Below are 17427 nucleotides of genomic sequence, written 5' to 3'. Positions count from 1 at the left end.
GGGATCGTTCGCAGAACTAACACCTAAAACCAGGTAGCCGGCCGTTTTAATTCTTAATTCTTAATTGGTCAACTGATTTCAATCATCTTTCTTAAACAAACTGTGCACTATATTTGCATCTTCCTTATCTTTATAAAACACTTTAAAATCAGCTCTTTATAACATTCGTTAGTGTAATCAACTAGAGTATGCTAATGATTTCACAAATCCCGCTAAGGACTTATGTTTTCAGCTGCTGCTGAAATACAATAGAGTACCTTTGCGTTTTATTTAAGTATCATAAGTTAAATTAATGTCTACAGTTAAGTTCGCCAATGTCCCTCATTCCTTCCACGCGGAATTGAAAAAACGTATCTCCAATTATTTTGAAGAAGTAGGAGCTTCTCAAACAGGAAATTACCAGTTGTTTTTGAAAGCCATTGTATTGATGATCGGCTTTGTGGCAGTATATGTGCATCTTGTGTTCTTCACTCCAAATGTGTTCTTTCAAGTTGTTGAAAGCATCATCTTAGGAATTCTTGTTGCTGCCATCGGTTTCAATGTAATGCATGATGGAGCACACGGAAGTTTTAGCAAATACAAGTGGGTGAATGTAATCGCCGCTTTTTCATTGAATATTTTAGGTGGTAACAGCTTTATGTGGAACGTAAAGCACAATGTGATTCACCACGCCTATACCAATGTTGATGGATTGGATGACGACATCGATATCCAACCTTGGATGCGCATGAGTTCTACTCAGCGTCGTTTGAAAATGCACAAATACCAACACTTGTACTTCTGGTTATTGTATTCGTTGTTGTATGTGTTGTGGATTTTCGTACTCGATTATCAGAAGTACTTCAAAGGGAAAATTGGAAGTATGCCTTTGAAGAAAATGACCTTAAACGATCACCTCATTTTCTGGGGCTTCAAATTGTTCCATTTATTCCTCTTCGTTGGGTTACCCATTTATATGGTTGGATTTACGAGTTGGTTGATCAGCTTTTTGATTTTCACATTAGTTGCGGGATTCGTGCTTAGCATTGTGTTCCAATTGGCACACACTGTAGAGCATACATCGTTTCCTGTGCCCGATGTAGAAACCAATAAGTTAGATGATGAGTGGGCAGTACACCAATTGAAAACAACTGCCAATTTCGCAACCAATAATAAATTAGTAAGTTGGTTTGTAGGAGGCTTGAATTTTCAAATTGAGCACCACTTGTTCCCTAAAATTTCGCACATACATTACCCTGCTATCAGCAAAATTATCAAGCAAGCTTGCCAGGAGTATGGAATTGCATACATCGAATACCCTCGTGTTCGTTATGCAGTTGCTTCTCACGTAGCGTTTTTGAAGCAGATGGGAAGAGCGTGAGATAATTAATAATTAATAGTTAAGAATTAATAATTGGATCCCGGCTTAGGCCGGGATTTTTTTGTTACTAATGTGATATTTGTGTGTTTAATCACAGTTGCAGCAGGAGATATTGAATCACGTTAGTTTTGGGAATCAGTTTTAAACTCCTCCAATTCTCTATAAAACTCCATGGCTTTTAATACCGATTTACCTCCGGAAGCGGCGATCATATTTCTGAACCATTTTTTGTCAAGGTTTTCAATAGTGTGGTTTTTATAGAGCCAGTAGGAGAGGTAGGTAAATCCCCCCGTCATTGCAATTTGAAAAATGAGATAGCCGATACTTACTTCTTGAGGAAACCAACTGCTACTCAGATAGAAAGTAGTATAGAATGGGAATTGCAAGCACATGATTTTTGCGTGCTTTACAATGGAGAATTGCAATTTTGTAAGTTTAGATTGTATTTCAGCAATCGGTCCATTGTAATCGATTTCACTCGCCCAAGCCAAATGCTTAATATAATCATACAACGCCTTTAGGTTGATGAGAAAAATGGCCGTTACTGAAACAAGGAAATAAAGTTTGGTTGGACTGTAGTGAAGCATGCAGTAAAAAAGAACGATGCCCAATAGTCCAAGATAGAAAGCGGCAGCAATGATTCCTGTTAGCTTCAAGCGAATGAGCGACCGCATGGCTGCAGCCGCTTTTTGATTCGTGATTTCTCTTAAAAGTTTTTTATTTATAGCCAGAGACTGCTCTATTTTTTCGTAATGATTTTTCCAGAGTAATACAAAGTTTGTTTCTTCCATATTAAAAGGCGTTTATTCGTTCAAATCGTTGTTTTAAGTGGTTTTTAAGTCGTCCTAATTTCGTTCCCACATTGGTTTCTGAAATACCTAGAATGTCTGCAATTTCTCGGTAGGGCTTGTCTTCTAAATAGAGCAATAGCAGCGCTTTGTCTAATTCTCTCAACTCATAAATGAATTGTTGTAGCAACTGGTATTGTTGACTCTGCTCGAAGTTTGGAGCTGTTATAGGTGGCTCCACAAGAATCGGATCAATAGTGCTGATGTGTTTATTGCGAACTTTATCTTTTCTATAGTGGGTTATAGCGGTATTCAATGATATCCTATAAATCCAGGTGGAAAGCTTGAATTCAGGATTGTAGGTGGGGAAGCCTTGCCAAAGTCTTAAGACCATTTCCTGATACAAATCAGAACGGTCTTCCGCTTCTTTGCAATAGCTGTTGGCAATTTTGTAGAGAATACCTTTATGGTTTTCAATAAGTTCGATAAAAATGGAGTGTTGTTCCATGCGTTTCAATCCTGATAAATGTATGCCTGCTGAATTTCTGTTTGATAGTTATACGCACTCATGGCAGTTTTATCACAGTGGATCAAAAAAATCATGTATTGGAATACCCCTTTACAATTTCAGCAAGTATTCAGATGGGTGTTAATTCAGTGGCTTCACAAGCTCTATTTCTCCATTCACCAATTTAAATACTGCATTGATGATGGGTGCGTTTCCGTAAGATGGATCGTTCCAAGTTTTGGCATGTACATCAAGAAAGATCGCTCTGATTTCTTCTTCTTCGAAAGCATTGGTAACCATCATACCTCTTCTTCTAGGTATGGATACCATGAGATGATCGCCTCCCAATTTGTTTTGAAGGGCTTTCATGAATGGTTTATCTAGGATTTTTTCCGCACAAAAATCTTTGCCATCTATAATACAGACTTTTCCCGGAACCACTTCGTTTAAGGCTACTTCATAAGCAGCTAAATTTTGATAGGCACCTGAAATGGCTACTTGTATATCTTCATTAGTGTTAAAATCAGTTCCATTTAAAAAGACAAAATTTTGAGGAGCATCGTATCCGAAGCCAATTACCAAAAGTGGGTTTTCAGCATCCCCTACTAATACTTGACAAATGGCGTCGGCTTTAATTCCTATCCAATCTCCGGGTTTGAGTATTGGATATACTTTCAATTTGCCCGACTTTACGCTTTCAATGTCTGCATTGATTCCGGCATTTTGAGCCTTGTCTGTAATAGGATTGAGCTCAGGATCAGGAGTAGATTTGTTGGAGCCAAAAAGTTTCTTAAGAAAGCTCATAATAAGTCTATGATTGTTTCAAAGTATAATTTTTGTTTCAATGATAACCGGGCGCTTTTAGGCCTCCTTGATTTCTTCGCTCTTTTTGTGTGCATCTATACCTTTCTTCCCTTTTCTTAATGCCATCGTAAACTGAAATAAGGCAAGCAGTACATAAGTGACGGGTAAGGCTTTCTTTCCAACATGAAAAAACTCATAGGCTACTATTAGTGATAAGATACCCTCAATTACAAAGAATACCCCATCTACCCAGGGGAGTTTTTCTTCAATCTTTTGATGGAGTGCCGCGATCAAAAGGAATATTAGACCTGCTATACCAAACAATAGGTAAGAGCCATGACCCGATTCGTACTTTTCATAGGCATGAATTAATATTACAATGCCGGCACCAATGTGTGCAAATTTTTTCCGCTTTTCTCGATTCTTGAAAAAGAAGGACATAGTAGCTTAATTAGTGTTGAAAAATACCGAATTCCCTAAAAGAAAGCGTGCTTTTTCTTTCACTAAATATATGTTATTAAGGGGAAAGCGCAATAGCGCTCAAAACCAAAGGGGAATAATTGCCTTGATAAAATGAATTTTCACTCAAATGAAATACTTCGAGATCTAGTTTCGGCTACTATATGCTTGCCACTTTCGATCCATTGAGTCGTTGTATCCTTCAACTTCCCAGTCAGTGATTTTGAAGCAGTCATCGCCAATTTTGCGATCGATATAAATATCCGGATGGGAATTGAAAAGCGCGTGAAATACAGTAGTGTGTGGTATGCTGTTGTATTGAACAGATATATTCTTTAATGTTTGTTGGTAAATGATAGCCGGAATAAATTGATAGCCCGAAAATCGTTCTTCAATCAGTTTACAGATAAGGTGGAAGGAATCGTTGAAGCCGTTTTCCGGAGATACTACTAAGTAGTTGGTAGCTTGAAACTGGTCGTTGCGAACGGTATGGATAATGGTTTTATCTTGTCCAATTACAGTGTAATACGGCCCGAGTAGGCTTACGGTAAAATGTAGTTCTTTAATGCGCGTTAAATTATCTTGTTTTGATTTTTCAATGATCAAATTGGCGCTGTACGAGGGTTCTTGACCGTAAGTAGAACCGATCACTGCTTTTTTAGATTGTACTTTCACTTCATTTTCAAAACTTACCCAAGTTTCTTGGTAGCACTGTTCATTATGCACAGCTGCCGCCACCAAGTCTGTCATTTCTTTTAGTCCTTGAAAGCGGACGTATTCCGCATCATCTATTGCCAATCCAATTGGGTAGAAATAGCGAATGGTGTTTTCAATGGATTGAAATCGATAACGTTCGGGGTTAAAGCGTAACATATAGGAATAAGGTTTAAGGGACTGTTCGATATATCTTAATTTTTTGTAATCAGTCAATCGATTGTGTAGACTGCTAAATTAGAATGGGAGGGGGAGAAAAAATAGAGTATTTATACGGGGAGGGCAATTAAGAGTTAAGAGTTAAGAATTAAGAATGGAACAGCAGCGAAACAGGAGCGAGGATAAGAGGAGACGAGGATCGAGGAAATGCAGCAAGGGAACAGGGAGAAGAACAGGGGGGAATACAGGAACAAGGATGCGAGGAGAAGAGGTACGAGGAAATACAGAACCACGGAGGCACAGAGGCACGGGGATTCGCTGCGTTGCCGCTGCGGGCTTGTCCTGAGCGGTTCCTGAGCATATCGAAGGGCGGGCCGAAGGCACAGTCGAATGACGCTGCGCCGCCGCGGTAAAGCTGCTTTAAATTTCGGGTTGTAATCTGTGAGAATCTGTACTAATCTGTGTATTCCGTGGTCAAAAAAACCTAAAGCCCAAAGCCTAACACCTAAAGCCTACTCCCTACTCCCCAACAGCCCTCGCTTTAAAGTTCTTGTTTCTCAATAAGTAAATACGCCAAGTGGAATTTTCAGTGGGTGGACTAAAAGCAGTGATTAACTCAAACCCATTTTTGGCGATAAAGTTTAGTGCTTCCATAGGTGAGGCAAAGTCGATGTACTTTCCATCACTATCGCGCAAAGCAGCTTCTTTGGGAGCAAGGCTAAAGCCTGTGACTTGACCATAATCGATCAATATATTTTTCTTACTACTGAAAGCCTTCGGTATCACGGTCATTTCAACATATTCAGCCTGTATTTCTCGGAGAGGAATATTGTTGACGGATTGAGAACGGAGAGTAGAAAACAAACTACAGATTACGAAAAGTAGAAATAGCTTTTTCATACAGGCGTTTTTAGTGTGGTAATGATTACTAAGTTATTCAAGAGATGCTTCGAAAAAAATTGGCGGAGAGTGGTTTAACAATTGTTTAAGCGGGGAGAGTTTTAAACGCAGAGTTGGCGGAGACGCAGAGGGTTTTTAAGACGCAGAGTTGGTAGAGTCGCGGAGTAACGCAGAGGAATTTTTGCGTATCTCTTTCCCTCCTTCACTTTGCGATGAATTGGGTTCACCGCAAAGTCAGCAAAGACCGCTAAGGAGTCGCAAAGTAAGTTTTCTATTCTTCTCCGCGTCTCTCTTTCTTTCTTTCACTTTGCGATGAAAAGCAAACACGTATAAATTCCTATTGCTTTTTATCAAACACCCACACATTGTGATGATTGTTTGCTTTACTTTTCATTACCTCATCAGCCACCAATTCGTTTTCATTTTCTCCGTAATGATACCTTACTACATTTGAGAATCCTTTTCTCCAAAGTGTAGCCAACAGGCTCTTTTCTTCTTTCTCTAATTTTCCTTTGAACAATATTTTAATATGTCGAGTGCGTCCGTCAGCTGTCATCTTGAATCGAATCTTTTTACTTTTTTCTCCGAAATAGTGAATACGGGTTAAGGTGAGTTGATCTCCTTTCTGTTCGATGATAAAAGTACTGCCGGTAAAGCCTTCCCCTTGGTGTTCCAGTTTGCTTTTTGATAAGTTGAGCACCCAAGTGCCATTCAAATTGGGGACTTGAGTAAAACTCTTTTGCGCGAGTAACATTAGCAAGAACACGATTAAGTGTTTAGAAAGAGTTAGTGTTTTTTTCATGAGCAATTGTTTAGGTGCAGTGAATGTATCATGTTTTTTGGAGCGATGACATGTTTGAAATGGTAGCGAACTGTTAAAAATGTGTTTTGTTTTTGAGGGGAGGAGCTCGAAGGGGGAAGTCACGAGTTTTTTTAGACGCAGAGTAGACAGAGACACAGAGCAACGCAGAGGGATTTCTTTGTGCAACTCTTTCCCTCCTTCACTTTGCGATGAATTGGGTTCACCGCAAAGTCCGCAAAGACCGCTAAGAAGTCGCAAAATAAGTTTTCTATTCTTCTCCGCGTACCTCTTTCCCTCCTTCACTTTGCGATGAATTGGGATCACCGCAGAGTCCGCAAAGACCGCAAAGATGCCGCAAAGTTTCTTCGCTTTTTTTTGACCACGGATAGCAGAAATTAAAACAGATTATCACAGATTACAACCCGAAATTTAAAGCAGATTTACCGCGGCGGCGCAGCGTCCTTCGACTGTGCCTTCGGCCCGCTCTTCGACAAGCTCAGGAACCGCTCAGGACAAGCCCGCAGCGGCAACGCAGCGAATCCCCGAGCCTTTGAGCCTCCGTGGTTCTGTATTTCCTCGTCTCCTCGCATCTTCGTTCCTGTATTCCCCCCTGTTCCTCTACCTGTTCTTTCTCATCTTCCTCCCTCCTCTACTCCGGCACAAACAACCCCTTCCGCATCGCATATACCACAATACCCGCCATATTCTTTACTTCCATTTTTTCTTGAATGCGTTCGCGGTAGCCTTCTACGGTGCGGGTGCTGATATCAAGTTTTGAGGCGATTTCTTTGCTGGAGTATTCCTGGCATATTAGGGTGATGATCTCTTTCTCTCTTGGAGTAAAGGTCACCGATTTGTTTTTACGGAATGGATTGGGCTTGTTCTTTAAAATGATATGCGTGAGCTTTTCGTGTGTTTGTTTACAATAGTAATTTTCACCTTTGTACACGGCTTGGATGGCCTCATACACTTCGTTCTTTGAGGCGTTTTTAATTAGATAGCTTTTTGCACCCGATTCAACCATATCGGTGATGAGGTTTTCACTGTCGTACATCGTGAGTGCAATGATACCAACATGGGGGTAGTGTTCGGAAATTTGTCGAGCCGTTTGAACGCCATCTAATATTGGCATCTTCACATCTACAAATACTACATCAGGTTTTAGAAGCGGAATTAATTCAAGCAGTTCTTTTCCATTGGAAGCTTGTCCTACCAATTTAATGTCTTTGAATTTTCCGATCATCACATCAAAGCCTTCTCGAACCAGTTCATGGTCGTCGGCGATCATTACGCGAATAGGATGGAGGTTCATGAGTTCAAAGGTATGGTGAAAAGATAATGCGTACCTTTTTTCAATTCGGTTTCTAAGAATACTTGGCCTTTGAGGATGTCCATTCTACTGAGTAGGTTTCTCATCCCTAGTCCTTGCTGCGGCTTGTTTTGATCCCATTCGAAGCCAATACCATCGTCCCATGTTTCAATCAAGAACGATTTTTCATTGTGTGTTAATGTTATGGTGAAGTTTTTGGCTTGGGAGTGCTTAAAGGTATTGTGGATCACTTCCTGAAGCACCCGAAAACAATGCAGCGTTTTTTCGTTGGAGAGATTGGGGACTTCGGTTTTGGCTAGGGTTAGCGTAAGCTGTTCCGGTTTTCGAAGTTCTGCTAGGAATTCATTCAGGGCTTCTACCAATCCCTTTCTCAGCAAAGTATCAGGGAAGAGATTCTTTGAAATAGTTCGAACCTGACCTATGCCTTTGTCGAGCAAGTAAAGCGCTTTGATCATTTCATCTTTATCGGGGCCCTCCTGCAGATCCATGCTGGATACACGAAATTTGATCGACGTTAGAATGGGGCCGAGATCGTCGTGAAGGTCAGACGACACACGTTGACGCTCGTTTTCGAGTGTCTTGATTTCCGCGTCTATTTTAGAAAGAAAGAATTCTTTTACTTTCTTGTGTTGTCGGTACATTACAATTACAAACGTCAATAGAATAGCGCCGACTAGGAAGGCCGTTACGAGAACGGCATTGTAAAATTGTGTTTCTTGGGCATCCATAAAATCGCTAAGGCAAATAAGGTGTTTGAAAATATGTTCACGTATTGAAGCACTTCGTACAAATGAAAAAATAGGTTATTGGAGATGTTTAGTTTTATCAATACAAAGAATTCAAAAATTGCTTTGTATACTCCGAAGATAATCAAACCGCTACATATTATAAATGTTGAATCTTTTAAGAGCGAGCCTCTCACTTGAAATTTTAGGCTTCCTATTTTTTCAATGGATAAAAAAAAGATTACTGTCCAATTGACGACTCTACATAGGGAATTGAATTGATCAATCTTGTGTAAATAAAAGTTATCGATCGTCCACGTAATAACAACAATTACCGCCAATAGGGCGTAAGGTTTTTTGTTCTTTTTAAATACATTCCAGTAATAGAATATTATTAAATAAAGCAACACTTCCACCAACACATATATATTTGCGATGATTGCATTGCTCCACTTGTTTACTGTTATTATCCACTGACTGATTGATTCAACAAATAAAGCGAAAACACATAGAGATACGAACCATCTGTTCGCGATGGCGAGCGATTTGTATTTGATGCAACCAATAACAGCGGCCGGAATAGTTGAGAATCCGGCCACTGTTACTAAAAGAAAAATGTCCATTTTAAGAGATTAAGCTACAGCCGGGTGGCGGGCAAACAGGTGGGCATCTCGTTGCATCCTCACCAATTACGCCATCTCCATCTTCCACGCATTCATTTTCATTGATGATGGAAGAAGGAAGAATGTCGGCTCCCGAGCTATTATACCCTACTAATATAGCATGAATGCTCAAATCTTCTTTCATGCCATAATAAATTCTTAGACCGACACAGTCGGTTTGGACCATAATACGATCCACAATGGAGCGCTCGAAAGATTCTGCGGTGCAGAAAACGGTACCGGCTGAAATGTCGGACCTTAAAATGTTGCTTTTTTCATTTTGAAAACGATTGATCAGTTCTTTTGCTACTGCTAAACTGATCTCATGTGCATTGCCTTGACCATTGGTTGTCATGTTACTGGATTTATGGGTTTAGAATAGACCTCTAAAATGTTTATTCAACCCTAAATCCACCATCCGTATTATTCCCTAAGCCTACCCCGAATTTTTCCCCTTGATGAAAACACCTACTCCCCCTGTTCAATATACTTGATCGGCATAAGGTTTATTGAAGCAAGAACGGGAAGTAGGTGAAAAGGAATGCAATTGGTGCAAGGTAGGGGAGAGGTGAGATTTGGAGTAGGGTATTTATACGGGGAAGGGGAATTAATAATTAAATAAGTAATAATTAATAATGAAACAGCTCGAGTAATTAATAATTAATAAGTAATAATTAATAATGAAACAGCCGGCAGTCAGGCTGATTGAACTTCAGTCCATCTGTCCCGTGAGGAATCAAATGGGAAGAGGCGATAGCCTATACTGGAAACGAGCAAAAGTGGAAAAGTGGAACAAGGAATTACGGAGCGACTGCCAACGCTGCGTTACCGCTGCGGACGCTGCGCCGCTGCGGTAAAAATTGGGAAATAACATTTGACCAGAAGGCCGTCAGGTTGATCGAATTTCGGAGTCTAATCTGTGAGAATCTGTTTTAATCCGAGGAATCTGTGGTTAAAACATTCATTTGCAGAAAACAGTATCATTCCTCTATTTTTTCTTTAGCTTCAAAATTAGCCAACTAGTTCCCTCTACCGCAACGAAACAAAGAACGCAAAGAATCGCAACGTTCTTCCCTTGCTCTTAAGGTTCCCTTCATCCCACTTTTTTTCATACTTTTGCAGAAATTTTACCCCATGTCTAAAGTCCAAATCGGCCTTGTGCAAATGACTTGTTCTGCTGATAAAGAGGCGAATTTAAATAAGGCTATTGAGAAAACACGTGAAGCGGCGGCGAAAGGCGCGCAGATCGTGTGTTTGCAAGAACTTTTTACATCACTTTATTTCTGCGATGTGGAAGATTATGAGAATTTTAAACTGGCAGAAGCGATTCCGGGTGCATCAACCGACAAATTGAGCGCCCTGGCCAAAGAACTGGGTGTGGTGATCATCGCCTCCCTGTTTGAAAAAAGAGCGCAAGGACTGTATCACAATACTACCGCTGTATTGGACGCCGATGGTACCTACCTCGGTAAATACCGCAAAATGCATATCCCCGACGATCCCGCTTATTACGAGAAGTTCTACTTCACCCCGGGCGACCTCGGTTACAAAGTATTCAAAACCGCTTTCGGAACCATCGGTATCCTCATTTGCTGGGATCAATGGTATCCTGAAGCTTCACGCATCACCGCTTTAATGGGTGCTGAAATTCTCTTTTATCCAACCGCTATTGGCTGGGCTACTTCGCAAGATGAAGCCACCAATACCGAACAATACAATGCTTGGCAAACCATCCAACGCTCACATGCCGTTGCGAACGGCGTGCACGTAGTGAGCGTGAACCGCGTTGGTTTGGAACAAAATGGTGCCATGAAATTCTGGGGTGGTTCCTTCGTAGCCAATCCATTCGGAACCTTATTGTACAAAGCCTCTCACGATCAAGAAGAAGTGACTGTGGTGGAGATCGATATCACCAAAACAGATCGCTACCGCACCCATTGGCCGTTTTTGAGAGATCGTAGAATCGATTCTTACGGTCCAATTACCAAACGTTATATCGACGAAAGCTAATTTCAACTCTAACAACTGAACTGTGCAAACATTTTTCATACATCGTTTCTTCGCTCCTGAAAGTTTTGGTGGTGGTAAAACACCGCGTGAATTGGGTTATGCCTTTCCGGCTGAATTTGCGCGCCACCGCGCCACCTGGCTGAGCTGGCCGCACAAAGAAGCAAGCTGGCCCGATAAAATTCATACCATCTTCCCTTACTACGCTCAATTCATTAAAGAGTTGACAAAAAGTGAGCGCGTGTGCATCAACGTTATTGACGGCGCCATGAAGAGTTTTGCAACGGGACATTTGGTAGAAGCCGGAGTGGACCTCTCGAAAGTGGATTTCTTTTTTCATCCCACCAACGATGCTTGGTGCCGCGATCACGGTCCGGCTTTCCTTATCAATGAAAAGGCAGAACAGCGCAAGATCATTTTAGACTGGGATTACAATGCCTGGGGCGGGAAATATCCTCCGCACGATTTAGACGATAATATTCCTACACTTGTTGGACAAGCCTTGAACTTACCCGTGGTTTATCCGGGTATCATCATGGAAGGTGGATCTGTTGAGTTTAACGGAGCCGGAACAGTGATGACTTCAACGGCTTGTTTGTTGAACCCTAATAGAAACCCGCATTTGAATCAAGCGCAGATCGAGCAGTTCTTGTGCGATTACTATGGTCAGCAACAAGTGCTGTGGGTAGAGGAAGGTATTATTGGAGATGACACGGATGGACATATCGATGATACGGTACGTTTTACCAATGAAGATACTGTGATCACTGTGGTGGAAGAAGATAAGAACGATGAGAATTATGAATTGCTGCAAACCAATTTGAAGCAGTTGAAAGCCATGCGACTTCATAATGGAAAGGCATTGAATATTGTTGAATTGCCGATGCCGGATGCGGTTGTTTGGGAAGACCAACGCTTGCCGGCTTCTTATGCAAATTTCTATATTGCGAATCATGCAGTGATTGTGCCAACGTTCAGATCTAAGAAAGACGACAAGGCTTTGCAAATTATTCAGAGTTGTTTCCCGGATAGAACAGTGGTGGGGATTGATTCAACGGAGATTATCTGGGGTTTGGGAAGTTTTCATTGCTTGAGTCAGCAGGAACCGGAGTAAATTAAGGAGTAAGAATTAAGAATTAATAATGAAGCGGGCTGATGGCTCGCTTTTTTTGTATACAAAGAGATACTTCTCTTTTTCTTTTTTGACCACGGATAGCACAGATTAAAACAGATAAACACAGATTAGAGCACAAGTATTTAATTTTGCTGATTGAACAAGAGTCTCTAATCTGTGTAAATCGGCTGCTAAAATCTGTGTTATCCGTGGTCAAAAGGTCTAATGCCTAAGGCCTAATGCCTAAAACACAGAACTCAAAAACTTAAAACTTGATCTAAAGGCTATCTGTAGTGAGAATTTTAAGACTAGCGTTTAACAAATCTTCACAAACACCTCTCTCCCCATTCTCGGCTTAATAGAATTATAACAAGGAGCTATTTCAACGAACATAAAGAATCGAGTGAAAAGCGCTTGGTATTCGGATTGATGTCCACCGAATGGAGGTCCGCCCGGGAAATCGGTATTGAAAAGTACGCCCACTAATTTGCCCTTCGGAGCCAGGAGGGTTTTCATTTTAAGCGCATAGTCTTGACGAAGTGAAGGGTCTAAAGCGCAGAAGAAAGTTTGTTCTAAAATTAGATCAAAGGATCCGGTGAATTCAAGGAAATTGGCATTCACAACTTTTAATCCTTTCTCAATTGCTTGGGTGTTTGAAGATATCAGCTTGTCGCATACTTCTTTTGAGATATCCACTACCGTTACATCGGTAAATCCTTTCTCAATTAAATACAATGCTTCGTAACTGTTTCCACCACCGGGAATCAGAATCCGAATGTTTTTATCGGTCAATTGATCGATGTATTCTTTCAAGGGATCGCTCACGGATCCAATATCCCATCCGGTTTCTTTGTTTTTATAGCGTTCATCCCAGTAATTGGCGTCGAGTGTTGGCATGGGGGAGTTTTGGGGTAAAGATAGGGAAGAATGAGACGCAGAGTTGTTTTTGGACGCAGAGTGGGCGGAGGCGCCGAGGAACGCAGAGAGATTTTTTTTGGACGCAGAGATGGCGGAGTCGCTGAGCTACGCAGAGGAATTACGTTGCGTACCGTTACGTGGTCCCTGAGCCAACCGGAGGTTGAGTCGAAGGGCGTTGTTACGTTGCGGTAGAGTAAACTGATTGGAATACAGGATTCACCGCAGAGTCCGCGAAGAGCGCGAAGAAGTCGCAGAGAGGGTTTTTCGTTGCGTACCGTTGCGTTCGTTGAGTCTTTGCGGTAGAGGGAAAAGATTGAAGAATTAGGGTTCACCGCAGAGTCCGCGAAGAGCGCAAAGAAGTCGCAAAGCAGGTATTTAATTCTTTTCCGCGTCTCTCTTTCTCTCCTTCTCTCTGCGATGAATAAGAGGAACGCGGAGATACAGAGGTTTATGATAAATAGGATTCAACAAGTATACTACCAAAACGTATAATTAAAATCCTCTCCGGAAACCGCTTTCGTATCAACATCAATAAACCTATCCGGTTTAAGACTCATCTTCAAAACTATTTTTACAATCAAGCCCTTTGCATCGTACGTAAAATACCTAGACATACCATTCTCTACAACAATCGATTCAATGCGCCCCATTTCATCATAATTGTAAATCACCTCTCCGCAATTCTCCTCAGCATTGAAATAAGTACAAATTTCATTAGTAGGCAAAATGCTATGTTGATTTAAAGTATGGCGTTTTTGCTTTTACTTCCCTCCTTTATAAATAGCTAAGGCGATGGTAGCTCCGGCAATTATAATTGCTCCCGAACTTATATATGTATGTCTTGTTTCTCCGTAACTACTAAATCCATTTACTAACACGCCAAAACCAATTACCAGAATGGCTAAAAACAAGTAGGGGAGTAATTTAGATATCATAGAAAGGTAGTTTTAATAAAGTTAAGAAAAAAAATGGGCTAGGTATTGTGTTTGAAATGAGGGTTCACCGCGGAGTCCGCGGAGAGCGCAAAGAAGTCGCAAAGAGTTTTTGGTAGTTCTCCGCGTCTCTCTTTCTCTCCTTCTCTCCGCGATGAATAAGGTTCACCGCAGAGTCCGCAAAGACCGCTAAGAAATCGCAGAGAGTTGTTTCTTTGTTTAATGAAGTAAATTATACAGAAAATGTGCCACAGCTCTCCAACCACTCGTATCAAAGAGAAAAATCTCTACAATATTCTCAAGAATGATAAACAAGCCTCCATACAACAAAGCGGGGTGTATCTTTTTATTCTTCAACCAATCCCAGATAAAAGCCACAATAATCAAACTATCGGCCAACACCACTGCAAACCAAATATCCGGTCTTTCAATACTAGGGAAGTAGTGCCTCCAACGGAACCAAGCGGGCCAGAGCAGCACAATGGTAGCCAACAGCATGAACCGTTTATGCGCTTGAGGTTTTTTTCGATAGACGATGCCCAAACCAACAAGACTCAAAAACATCGTTGCCGAGGTAATAGAACCAACAATTGAAGAGATGGCAATTTCTCCAAAACCTTCAGCCAGTTCTCGTTCAATTTGAAAAAGAATGGCGGGGATGATTGAAATGGCTGCTCCTAATGCTATAATTGTAGACCATTTACCGAGGTGTATATGCAGCTTGTATTGTCTCTCTTGAATGAACAGGCTCTGTATTAAAAAAATAGCAGCCCAACTAAACGCGAATGCAGCATGTAGAAAAATAGTCGAAGGCCAGGATTTTGAACCAATAAGAAGAGGGATAACAAATGTTCTTGTGAAACCAACAACAATACCGAAAAGCCCGATAAGTGCAATAACGGTGAAGAAGGAGGACTTTTTTATTCGTTGTTTGTCCATGAGTTTGTTTTGGTTAATACGGGCCAGTAAGAACCGTCATTGGTTCGATAGAGGGAAAATAGTGAAATTTTGGGAGAAATGGGGGGAGGTGTGGTTTAGACGCAGAGTAAGCAGAGACGCAGTGGAACGCAGAGGGATTTTAGAATTCTTCTCCGCGTATCTCTTTCCCTCCTTCTCTCCGCGATGAATGAGAAGAACGCAAAGAGGGCAGAGGCGCTGGGCCACGCAGAGGTTACTCATTGCGCGACTGCGAAGTATTTTCAATTTAAGTATACATATGTATCAACACTTCCTTACTCAAGGTATTAAATCTTACAATTCAAACAGCTGTATAAGTTTTAGTCTAACACTGCGTTCTACTAGCACCCACAATCTTCAAATTCTCAAAATCCACCCTGTAAAGTCCATACGCATCACCATCAATCTGTCCATTTTGGTTGGATACATAGTCGTACAAAAGCGATAAAGAAAAGCCATCAGAGTTGTTGTCGTCAGGTTTTCCGTTGTAATAGAGCGCATTTCTGAACACCATTTTCCAGGTTTTTGCTGCTGTTGAATCGACTCCAAAGAAAGCTTTCCCTATTTCCGCAATGACTGGGATGCCGTTTTGAGCTAGTTGCTCCAACCGACCGGCGACACCGATAAACTGAATAAACTCACCAAAATGGATCCAGTCAACCTCTTTTTCCTTGTGAATTGCAAAGTCGATCTCAATTTCTATATGGGTATGGTGTAATAGGGTAGTGGACTGCCAACAGTTGGCGGCTTCGTTGAATGTGAGTTCGATAGATTGGTTGGCGGTATTGATTGTTTTGGTCATTTTGTTACTAGTGAAAGACTTTGCAGTGCGGTTTAATAGGTTATTGCGGTCCGTTCATTGAATTGTTTGATGAATTTACAACTTTATCAAGTAGTCTTGTTATTGAAGGACTTGTACGAGTTTTTACCATACCTATATTTCTGTAAGGCTTTATGGTTTCTTTGCTTGTCTCCATTTATAGATGGCCTCATTGAAAAAATGGCTTATTTCATCTTTTGTGCCATTTACAGACACTTTGAAGGAACTGCCATTATTTCTTTCGATGCTCATATATGGGCTATAGGTTGCGCCGGCGTAATAGATGGTGTCGATTTTTGCAATGTCTCTATAAAACGCGAATTGAATCTTGTTTTTTGATTGATCATGCTCGTCTAACCAATAGCTTGCTATACGTTTGTCTGTATAGAAATTACCTGCAACACTATTCTTGAACTCTGAATAAAACTGAAACAAGCGCTCATTCTGGTCAAGTAGTTTCAACGAACGTAAACGGTCAATATCGTTTTTGCTTAAAGTATCTGCTGTTTCAATTTTGTTACCGCAGCCAATACTACAAAGAATGAGAAGGATTGGTATTAAGAATTTTATCATTTGTTAAAATATGTGGGTTTGGGATAGTTTAAATTGGTTGCTTTCAAAAGCCATAGATAGGCGTTCATAGGAGCTCAAGGAATTTTAGCACAGCACTAGCACAATATGCAAATAGAGATTCGAAAGATCAGTTTCGCGCCTCTGTCGCCACAAACCGACCTACAATGTTGTGTGCATTATTTAATGAAATTACTAGATGCGTAGTGACGGCAACTCTCCTTTATAAACTTTTGAAGCCTTAGTTCTAAAATCAATTAATGCTTTTTTATTTAAAGTAATTACATGTTTTCGTACTCTATAACACTTGCCATTTGACAAATCAACTTTCAGATTATTTTCTAAATTATGTGCATGGGGGCTAGATGGAAAGGGGTCTGCGTCATATCTGTGAATAATCCAAATTAGACCACCAGTCTTAATCTTGACTTTACGCTTGAAAATCAGGTCCTCTGAGATGATATTTTGTTGTGTTTCAACCAGATTTTTGAGCGTACTAAAATCAAACCCGTTCAGTAATAATATCGCATCTTCAAATGTGATATTGGTTTCCCATAAATCACCTCTCCATTCGTACTTTTCTTTATCCGACAATAGAATATAAAGAGCATCTTCAATATCCGTATTTGGGATAAAATTCTCTAGTTTTTCCGAATAGTGTTGACTTAGTTTGTCATAAAATCTGATGAGTTCCTCAATTTCCATAGTTATTTACTAATGTTCAGATATGCTGGTCAAAATTGCGTACAACGGTTTGCCACTTTGCGAAGGCGGGGATTTTCAGTACTAAACTTCATAAGATGCAAAGAGCTCGAATTGAGCACTTCACTGTCATAGAAGCTCGGAACCCCCGGTTTTGCCAAACGGCTGTTATAGTCTGACGTTCCTTGTATGTCGT

21 protein-coding genes are annotated in these 17427 nt (G+C 40.8%); 3 read left to right on the top strand and 18 right to left on the bottom strand.

Annotation, left to right across the window (positions count from 1 at the left end):
* Nucleotides 1-292: 292 nt before the first annotated feature.
* Nucleotides 293-1360, top strand: coding sequence for a fatty acid desaturase family protein (locus tag ACQ2HE_RS16335; protein ID WP_430896694.1), 1068 nt, complete (start codon nt 293-295; stop codon nt 1358-1360).
* Between the two features lie 122 nt (nt 1361-1482).
* Here ACQ2HE_RS16335 and ACQ2HE_RS16330 read toward each other — a convergent pair whose 3' ends face one another.
* From ACQ2HE_RS16330 to ACQ2HE_RS16280, 11 genes are all read right to left on the bottom strand, one after another.
* Nucleotides 1483-2151 carry a hypothetical protein gene (locus ACQ2HE_RS16330; protein ID WP_430896696.1) on the bottom strand — a complete coding sequence of 223 codons (669 nt, stop codon included), beginning with the start codon at nt 2149-2151 and terminating at the stop codon, nt 1483-1485.
* Between the two features lies 1 nt (nt 2152).
* Nucleotides 2153-2656: an RNA polymerase sigma factor gene (locus ACQ2HE_RS16325; protein WP_430897008.1), complete on the bottom strand. Its 504-nt coding sequence runs from the start codon at nt 2654-2656 to the stop codon at nt 2153-2155.
* Between the two features lie 141 nt (nt 2657-2797).
* Nucleotides 2798-3460: a hypothetical protein gene (locus ACQ2HE_RS16320; RefSeq protein ID WP_430896698.1), complete on the bottom strand. Its 663-nt coding sequence runs from the start codon at nt 3458-3460 to the stop codon at nt 2798-2800.
* 57 nt (nt 3461-3517) lie between these two features.
* On the bottom strand, nt 3518-3901 hold the full coding sequence (locus ACQ2HE_RS16315) for a hypothetical protein (RefSeq protein WP_430896700.1): 384 nt from the start codon (nt 3899-3901) through the stop codon (nt 3518-3520).
* A 165-nt stretch (nt 3902-4066) separates the two neighbouring features.
* A complete protein-coding gene (locus ACQ2HE_RS16310; RefSeq protein ID WP_430896702.1) occupies nt 4067-4792 on the bottom strand; it encodes a hypothetical protein in 726 nt (241 codons plus the stop codon).
* Between the two features lie 519 nt (nt 4793-5311).
* Entirely contained in the window at nt 5312-5692 is a 381-nt protein-coding gene (locus ACQ2HE_RS16305; protein ID WP_430896704.1) for a hypothetical protein, read from the bottom strand.
* A gap of 337 nt (nt 5693-6029) precedes the next feature.
* Entirely contained in the window at nt 6030-6494 is a 465-nt protein-coding gene (locus tag ACQ2HE_RS16300) for a hypothetical protein (protein ID WP_430896706.1), read from the bottom strand.
* Between the two features lie 649 nt (nt 6495-7143).
* Nucleotides 7144-7806: a response regulator gene (locus tag ACQ2HE_RS16295; protein WP_430896708.1), complete on the bottom strand. Its 663-nt coding sequence runs from the start codon at nt 7804-7806 to the stop codon at nt 7144-7146.
* The gene (locus ACQ2HE_RS16290) at nt 7803-8552 is read right to left on the bottom strand and encodes a sensor histidine kinase (RefSeq protein WP_430896710.1); all 750 of its coding nucleotides are present in this window, start codon (nt 8550-8552) and stop codon (nt 7803-7805) included. The genes ACQ2HE_RS16295 and ACQ2HE_RS16290 overlap by 4 nt, the downstream gene beginning before the upstream one ends.
* A complete protein-coding gene (locus tag ACQ2HE_RS16285; RefSeq protein WP_430896712.1) occupies nt 8510-9172 on the bottom strand; it encodes a hypothetical protein in 663 nt (220 codons plus the stop codon). Before ACQ2HE_RS16285 ends, ACQ2HE_RS16290 begins: the two co-directional genes overlap by 43 nt.
* A gap of 1 nt (nt 9173) precedes the next feature.
* A complete protein-coding gene (locus ACQ2HE_RS16280) occupies nt 9174-9566 on the bottom strand; it encodes a hypothetical protein (RefSeq protein WP_430896714.1) in 393 nt (130 codons plus the stop codon).
* A gap of 779 nt (nt 9567-10345) precedes the next feature.
* On the opposite strand from ACQ2HE_RS16280, the gene ACQ2HE_RS16275 reads away from it, so the two are divergent.
* Together ACQ2HE_RS16275 and ACQ2HE_RS16270 are read left to right on the top strand one after the other, a co-directional pair.
* Complete coding sequence (locus ACQ2HE_RS16275) at nt 10346-11221, top strand: carbon-nitrogen hydrolase (RefSeq protein ID WP_430896716.1); 876 nt, start codon at nt 10346-10348, stop codon at nt 11219-11221.
* A gap of 22 nt (nt 11222-11243) precedes the next feature.
* Nucleotides 11244-12332 (top strand): agmatine deiminase family protein, encoded by a 1089-nt coding sequence (locus ACQ2HE_RS16270; RefSeq protein WP_430896718.1) that lies wholly within the window; start codon nt 11244-11246, stop codon nt 12330-12332.
* A gap of 315 nt (nt 12333-12647) precedes the next feature.
* Here the strand turns inward: ACQ2HE_RS16270 and ACQ2HE_RS16265 are convergent, their stop codons facing one another.
* The 7 genes from ACQ2HE_RS16265 to ACQ2HE_RS16235 all read right to left on the bottom strand — a co-directional run bounded on the left by ACQ2HE_RS16265 (nt 12648) and on the right by ACQ2HE_RS16235 (nt 17234).
* Complete coding sequence (locus ACQ2HE_RS16265) at nt 12648-13229, bottom strand: methyltransferase domain-containing protein (RefSeq protein ID WP_430896720.1); 582 nt, start codon at nt 13227-13229, stop codon at nt 12648-12650.
* A 497-nt stretch (nt 13230-13726) separates the two neighbouring features.
* Nucleotides 13727-13975, bottom strand: coding sequence for a hypothetical protein (locus ACQ2HE_RS16260; protein ID WP_430896722.1), 249 nt, complete (start codon nt 13973-13975; stop codon nt 13727-13729).
* Between the two features lie 36 nt (nt 13976-14011).
* Nucleotides 14012-14185 carry a hypothetical protein gene (locus ACQ2HE_RS16255; protein WP_430896724.1) on the bottom strand — a complete coding sequence of 58 codons (174 nt, stop codon included), beginning with the start codon at nt 14183-14185 and terminating at the stop codon, nt 14012-14014.
* A 216-nt stretch (nt 14186-14401) separates the two neighbouring features.
* Nucleotides 14402-15121 carry a hypothetical protein gene (locus tag ACQ2HE_RS16250; RefSeq protein ID WP_430896726.1) on the bottom strand — a complete coding sequence of 240 codons (720 nt, stop codon included), beginning with the start codon at nt 15119-15121 and terminating at the stop codon, nt 14402-14404.
* A 343-nt stretch (nt 15122-15464) separates the two neighbouring features.
* Complete coding sequence (locus ACQ2HE_RS16245) at nt 15465-15941, bottom strand: hypothetical protein (RefSeq protein WP_430896728.1); 477 nt, start codon at nt 15939-15941, stop codon at nt 15465-15467.
* A gap of 150 nt (nt 15942-16091) precedes the next feature.
* Complete coding sequence (locus ACQ2HE_RS16240) at nt 16092-16532, bottom strand: hypothetical protein (protein WP_430896730.1); 441 nt, start codon at nt 16530-16532, stop codon at nt 16092-16094.
* Between the two features lie 192 nt (nt 16533-16724).
* Nucleotides 16725-17234 carry a hypothetical protein gene (locus tag ACQ2HE_RS16235; protein ID WP_430896732.1) on the bottom strand — a complete coding sequence of 170 codons (510 nt, stop codon included), beginning with the start codon at nt 17232-17234 and terminating at the stop codon, nt 16725-16727.
* Nucleotides 17235-17427 lie beyond the last annotated feature (193 nt).

The sequence above is a fragment of the Endoryza foliicola genome (genome assembly GCF_050589245.1).
Classification (GTDB): domain Bacteria; phylum Bacteroidota; class Bacteroidia; order Chitinophagales; family Chitinophagaceae; genus Endoryza; species Endoryza foliicola.
The sequence above is the reverse complement of the archived record's forward strand: the minus strand, read 5'-3'. Positions and strand labels throughout refer to the sequence as shown.

Bases quoted from the DNA above. Each gene is read 5' to 3' on its own strand.
- ACQ2HE_RS16235 (WP_430896732.1), bottom strand. From the start codon at position 17,234: ATGGAAATTGAGGAACTCATCAGATTTTATGACAAACTAAGTCAACAC.
- ACQ2HE_RS16250 (WP_430896726.1), bottom strand. From the start codon at position 15,121: ATGGACAAACAACGAATAAAAAAGTCCTCCTTCTTCACCGTTATTGCA.
- ACQ2HE_RS16315 (WP_430896700.1), bottom strand. From the start codon at position 3,901: ATGTCCTTCTTTTTCAAGAATCGAGAAAAGCGGAAAAAATTTGCACAC.
- ACQ2HE_RS16255 (WP_430896724.1), bottom strand. From the start codon at position 14,185: ATGATATCTAAATTACTCCCCTACTTGTTTTTAGCCATTCTGGTAATT.
- ACQ2HE_RS16310 (WP_430896702.1), bottom strand. From the start codon at position 4,792: ATGTTACGCTTTAACCCCGAACGTTATCGATTTCAATCCATTGAAAAC.
- ACQ2HE_RS16290 (WP_430896710.1), bottom strand. From the start codon at position 8,552: ATGGATGCCCAAGAAACACAATTTTACAATGCCGTTCTCGTAACGGCC.
- ACQ2HE_RS16335 (WP_430896694.1), top strand. From the start codon at position 293: ATGTCTACAGTTAAGTTCGCCAATGTCCCTCATTCCTTCCACGCGGAA.
- ACQ2HE_RS16285 (WP_430896712.1), bottom strand. From the start codon at position 9,172: ATGGACATTTTTCTTTTAGTAACAGTGGCCGGATTCTCAACTATTCCG.
- ACQ2HE_RS16240 (WP_430896730.1), bottom strand. From the start codon at position 16,532: ATGATAAAATTCTTAATACCAATCCTTCTCATTCTTTGTAGTATTGGC.
- ACQ2HE_RS16295 (WP_430896708.1), bottom strand. From the start codon at position 7,806: ATGAACCTCCATCCTATTCGCGTAATGATCGCCGACGACCATGAACTG.
- ACQ2HE_RS16305 (WP_430896704.1), bottom strand. From the start codon at position 5,692: ATGAAAAAGCTATTTCTACTTTTCGTAATCTGTAGTTTGTTTTCTACT.
- ACQ2HE_RS16280 (WP_430896714.1), bottom strand. From the start codon at position 9,566: ATGACAACCAATGGTCAAGGCAATGCACATGAGATCAGTTTAGCAGTA.
- ACQ2HE_RS16325 (WP_430897008.1), bottom strand. From the start codon at position 2,656: ATGGAACAACACTCCATTTTTATCGAACTTATTGAAAACCATAAAGGT.
- ACQ2HE_RS16245 (WP_430896728.1), bottom strand. From the start codon at position 15,941: ATGACCAAAACAATCAATACCGCCAACCAATCTATCGAACTCACATTC.
- ACQ2HE_RS16320 (WP_430896698.1), bottom strand. From the start codon at position 3,460: ATGAGCTTTCTTAAGAAACTTTTTGGCTCCAACAAATCTACTCCTGAT.
- ACQ2HE_RS16265 (WP_430896720.1), bottom strand. From the start codon at position 13,229: ATGCCAACACTCGACGCCAATTACTGGGATGAACGCTATAAAAACAAA.
- ACQ2HE_RS16275 (WP_430896716.1), top strand. From the start codon at position 10,346: ATGTCTAAAGTCCAAATCGGCCTTGTGCAAATGACTTGTTCTGCTGAT.
- ACQ2HE_RS16300 (WP_430896706.1), bottom strand. From the start codon at position 6,494: ATGAAAAAAACACTAACTCTTTCTAAACACTTAATCGTGTTCTTGCTA.
- ACQ2HE_RS16330 (WP_430896696.1), bottom strand. From the start codon at position 2,151: ATGGAAGAAACAAACTTTGTATTACTCTGGAAAAATCATTACGAAAAA.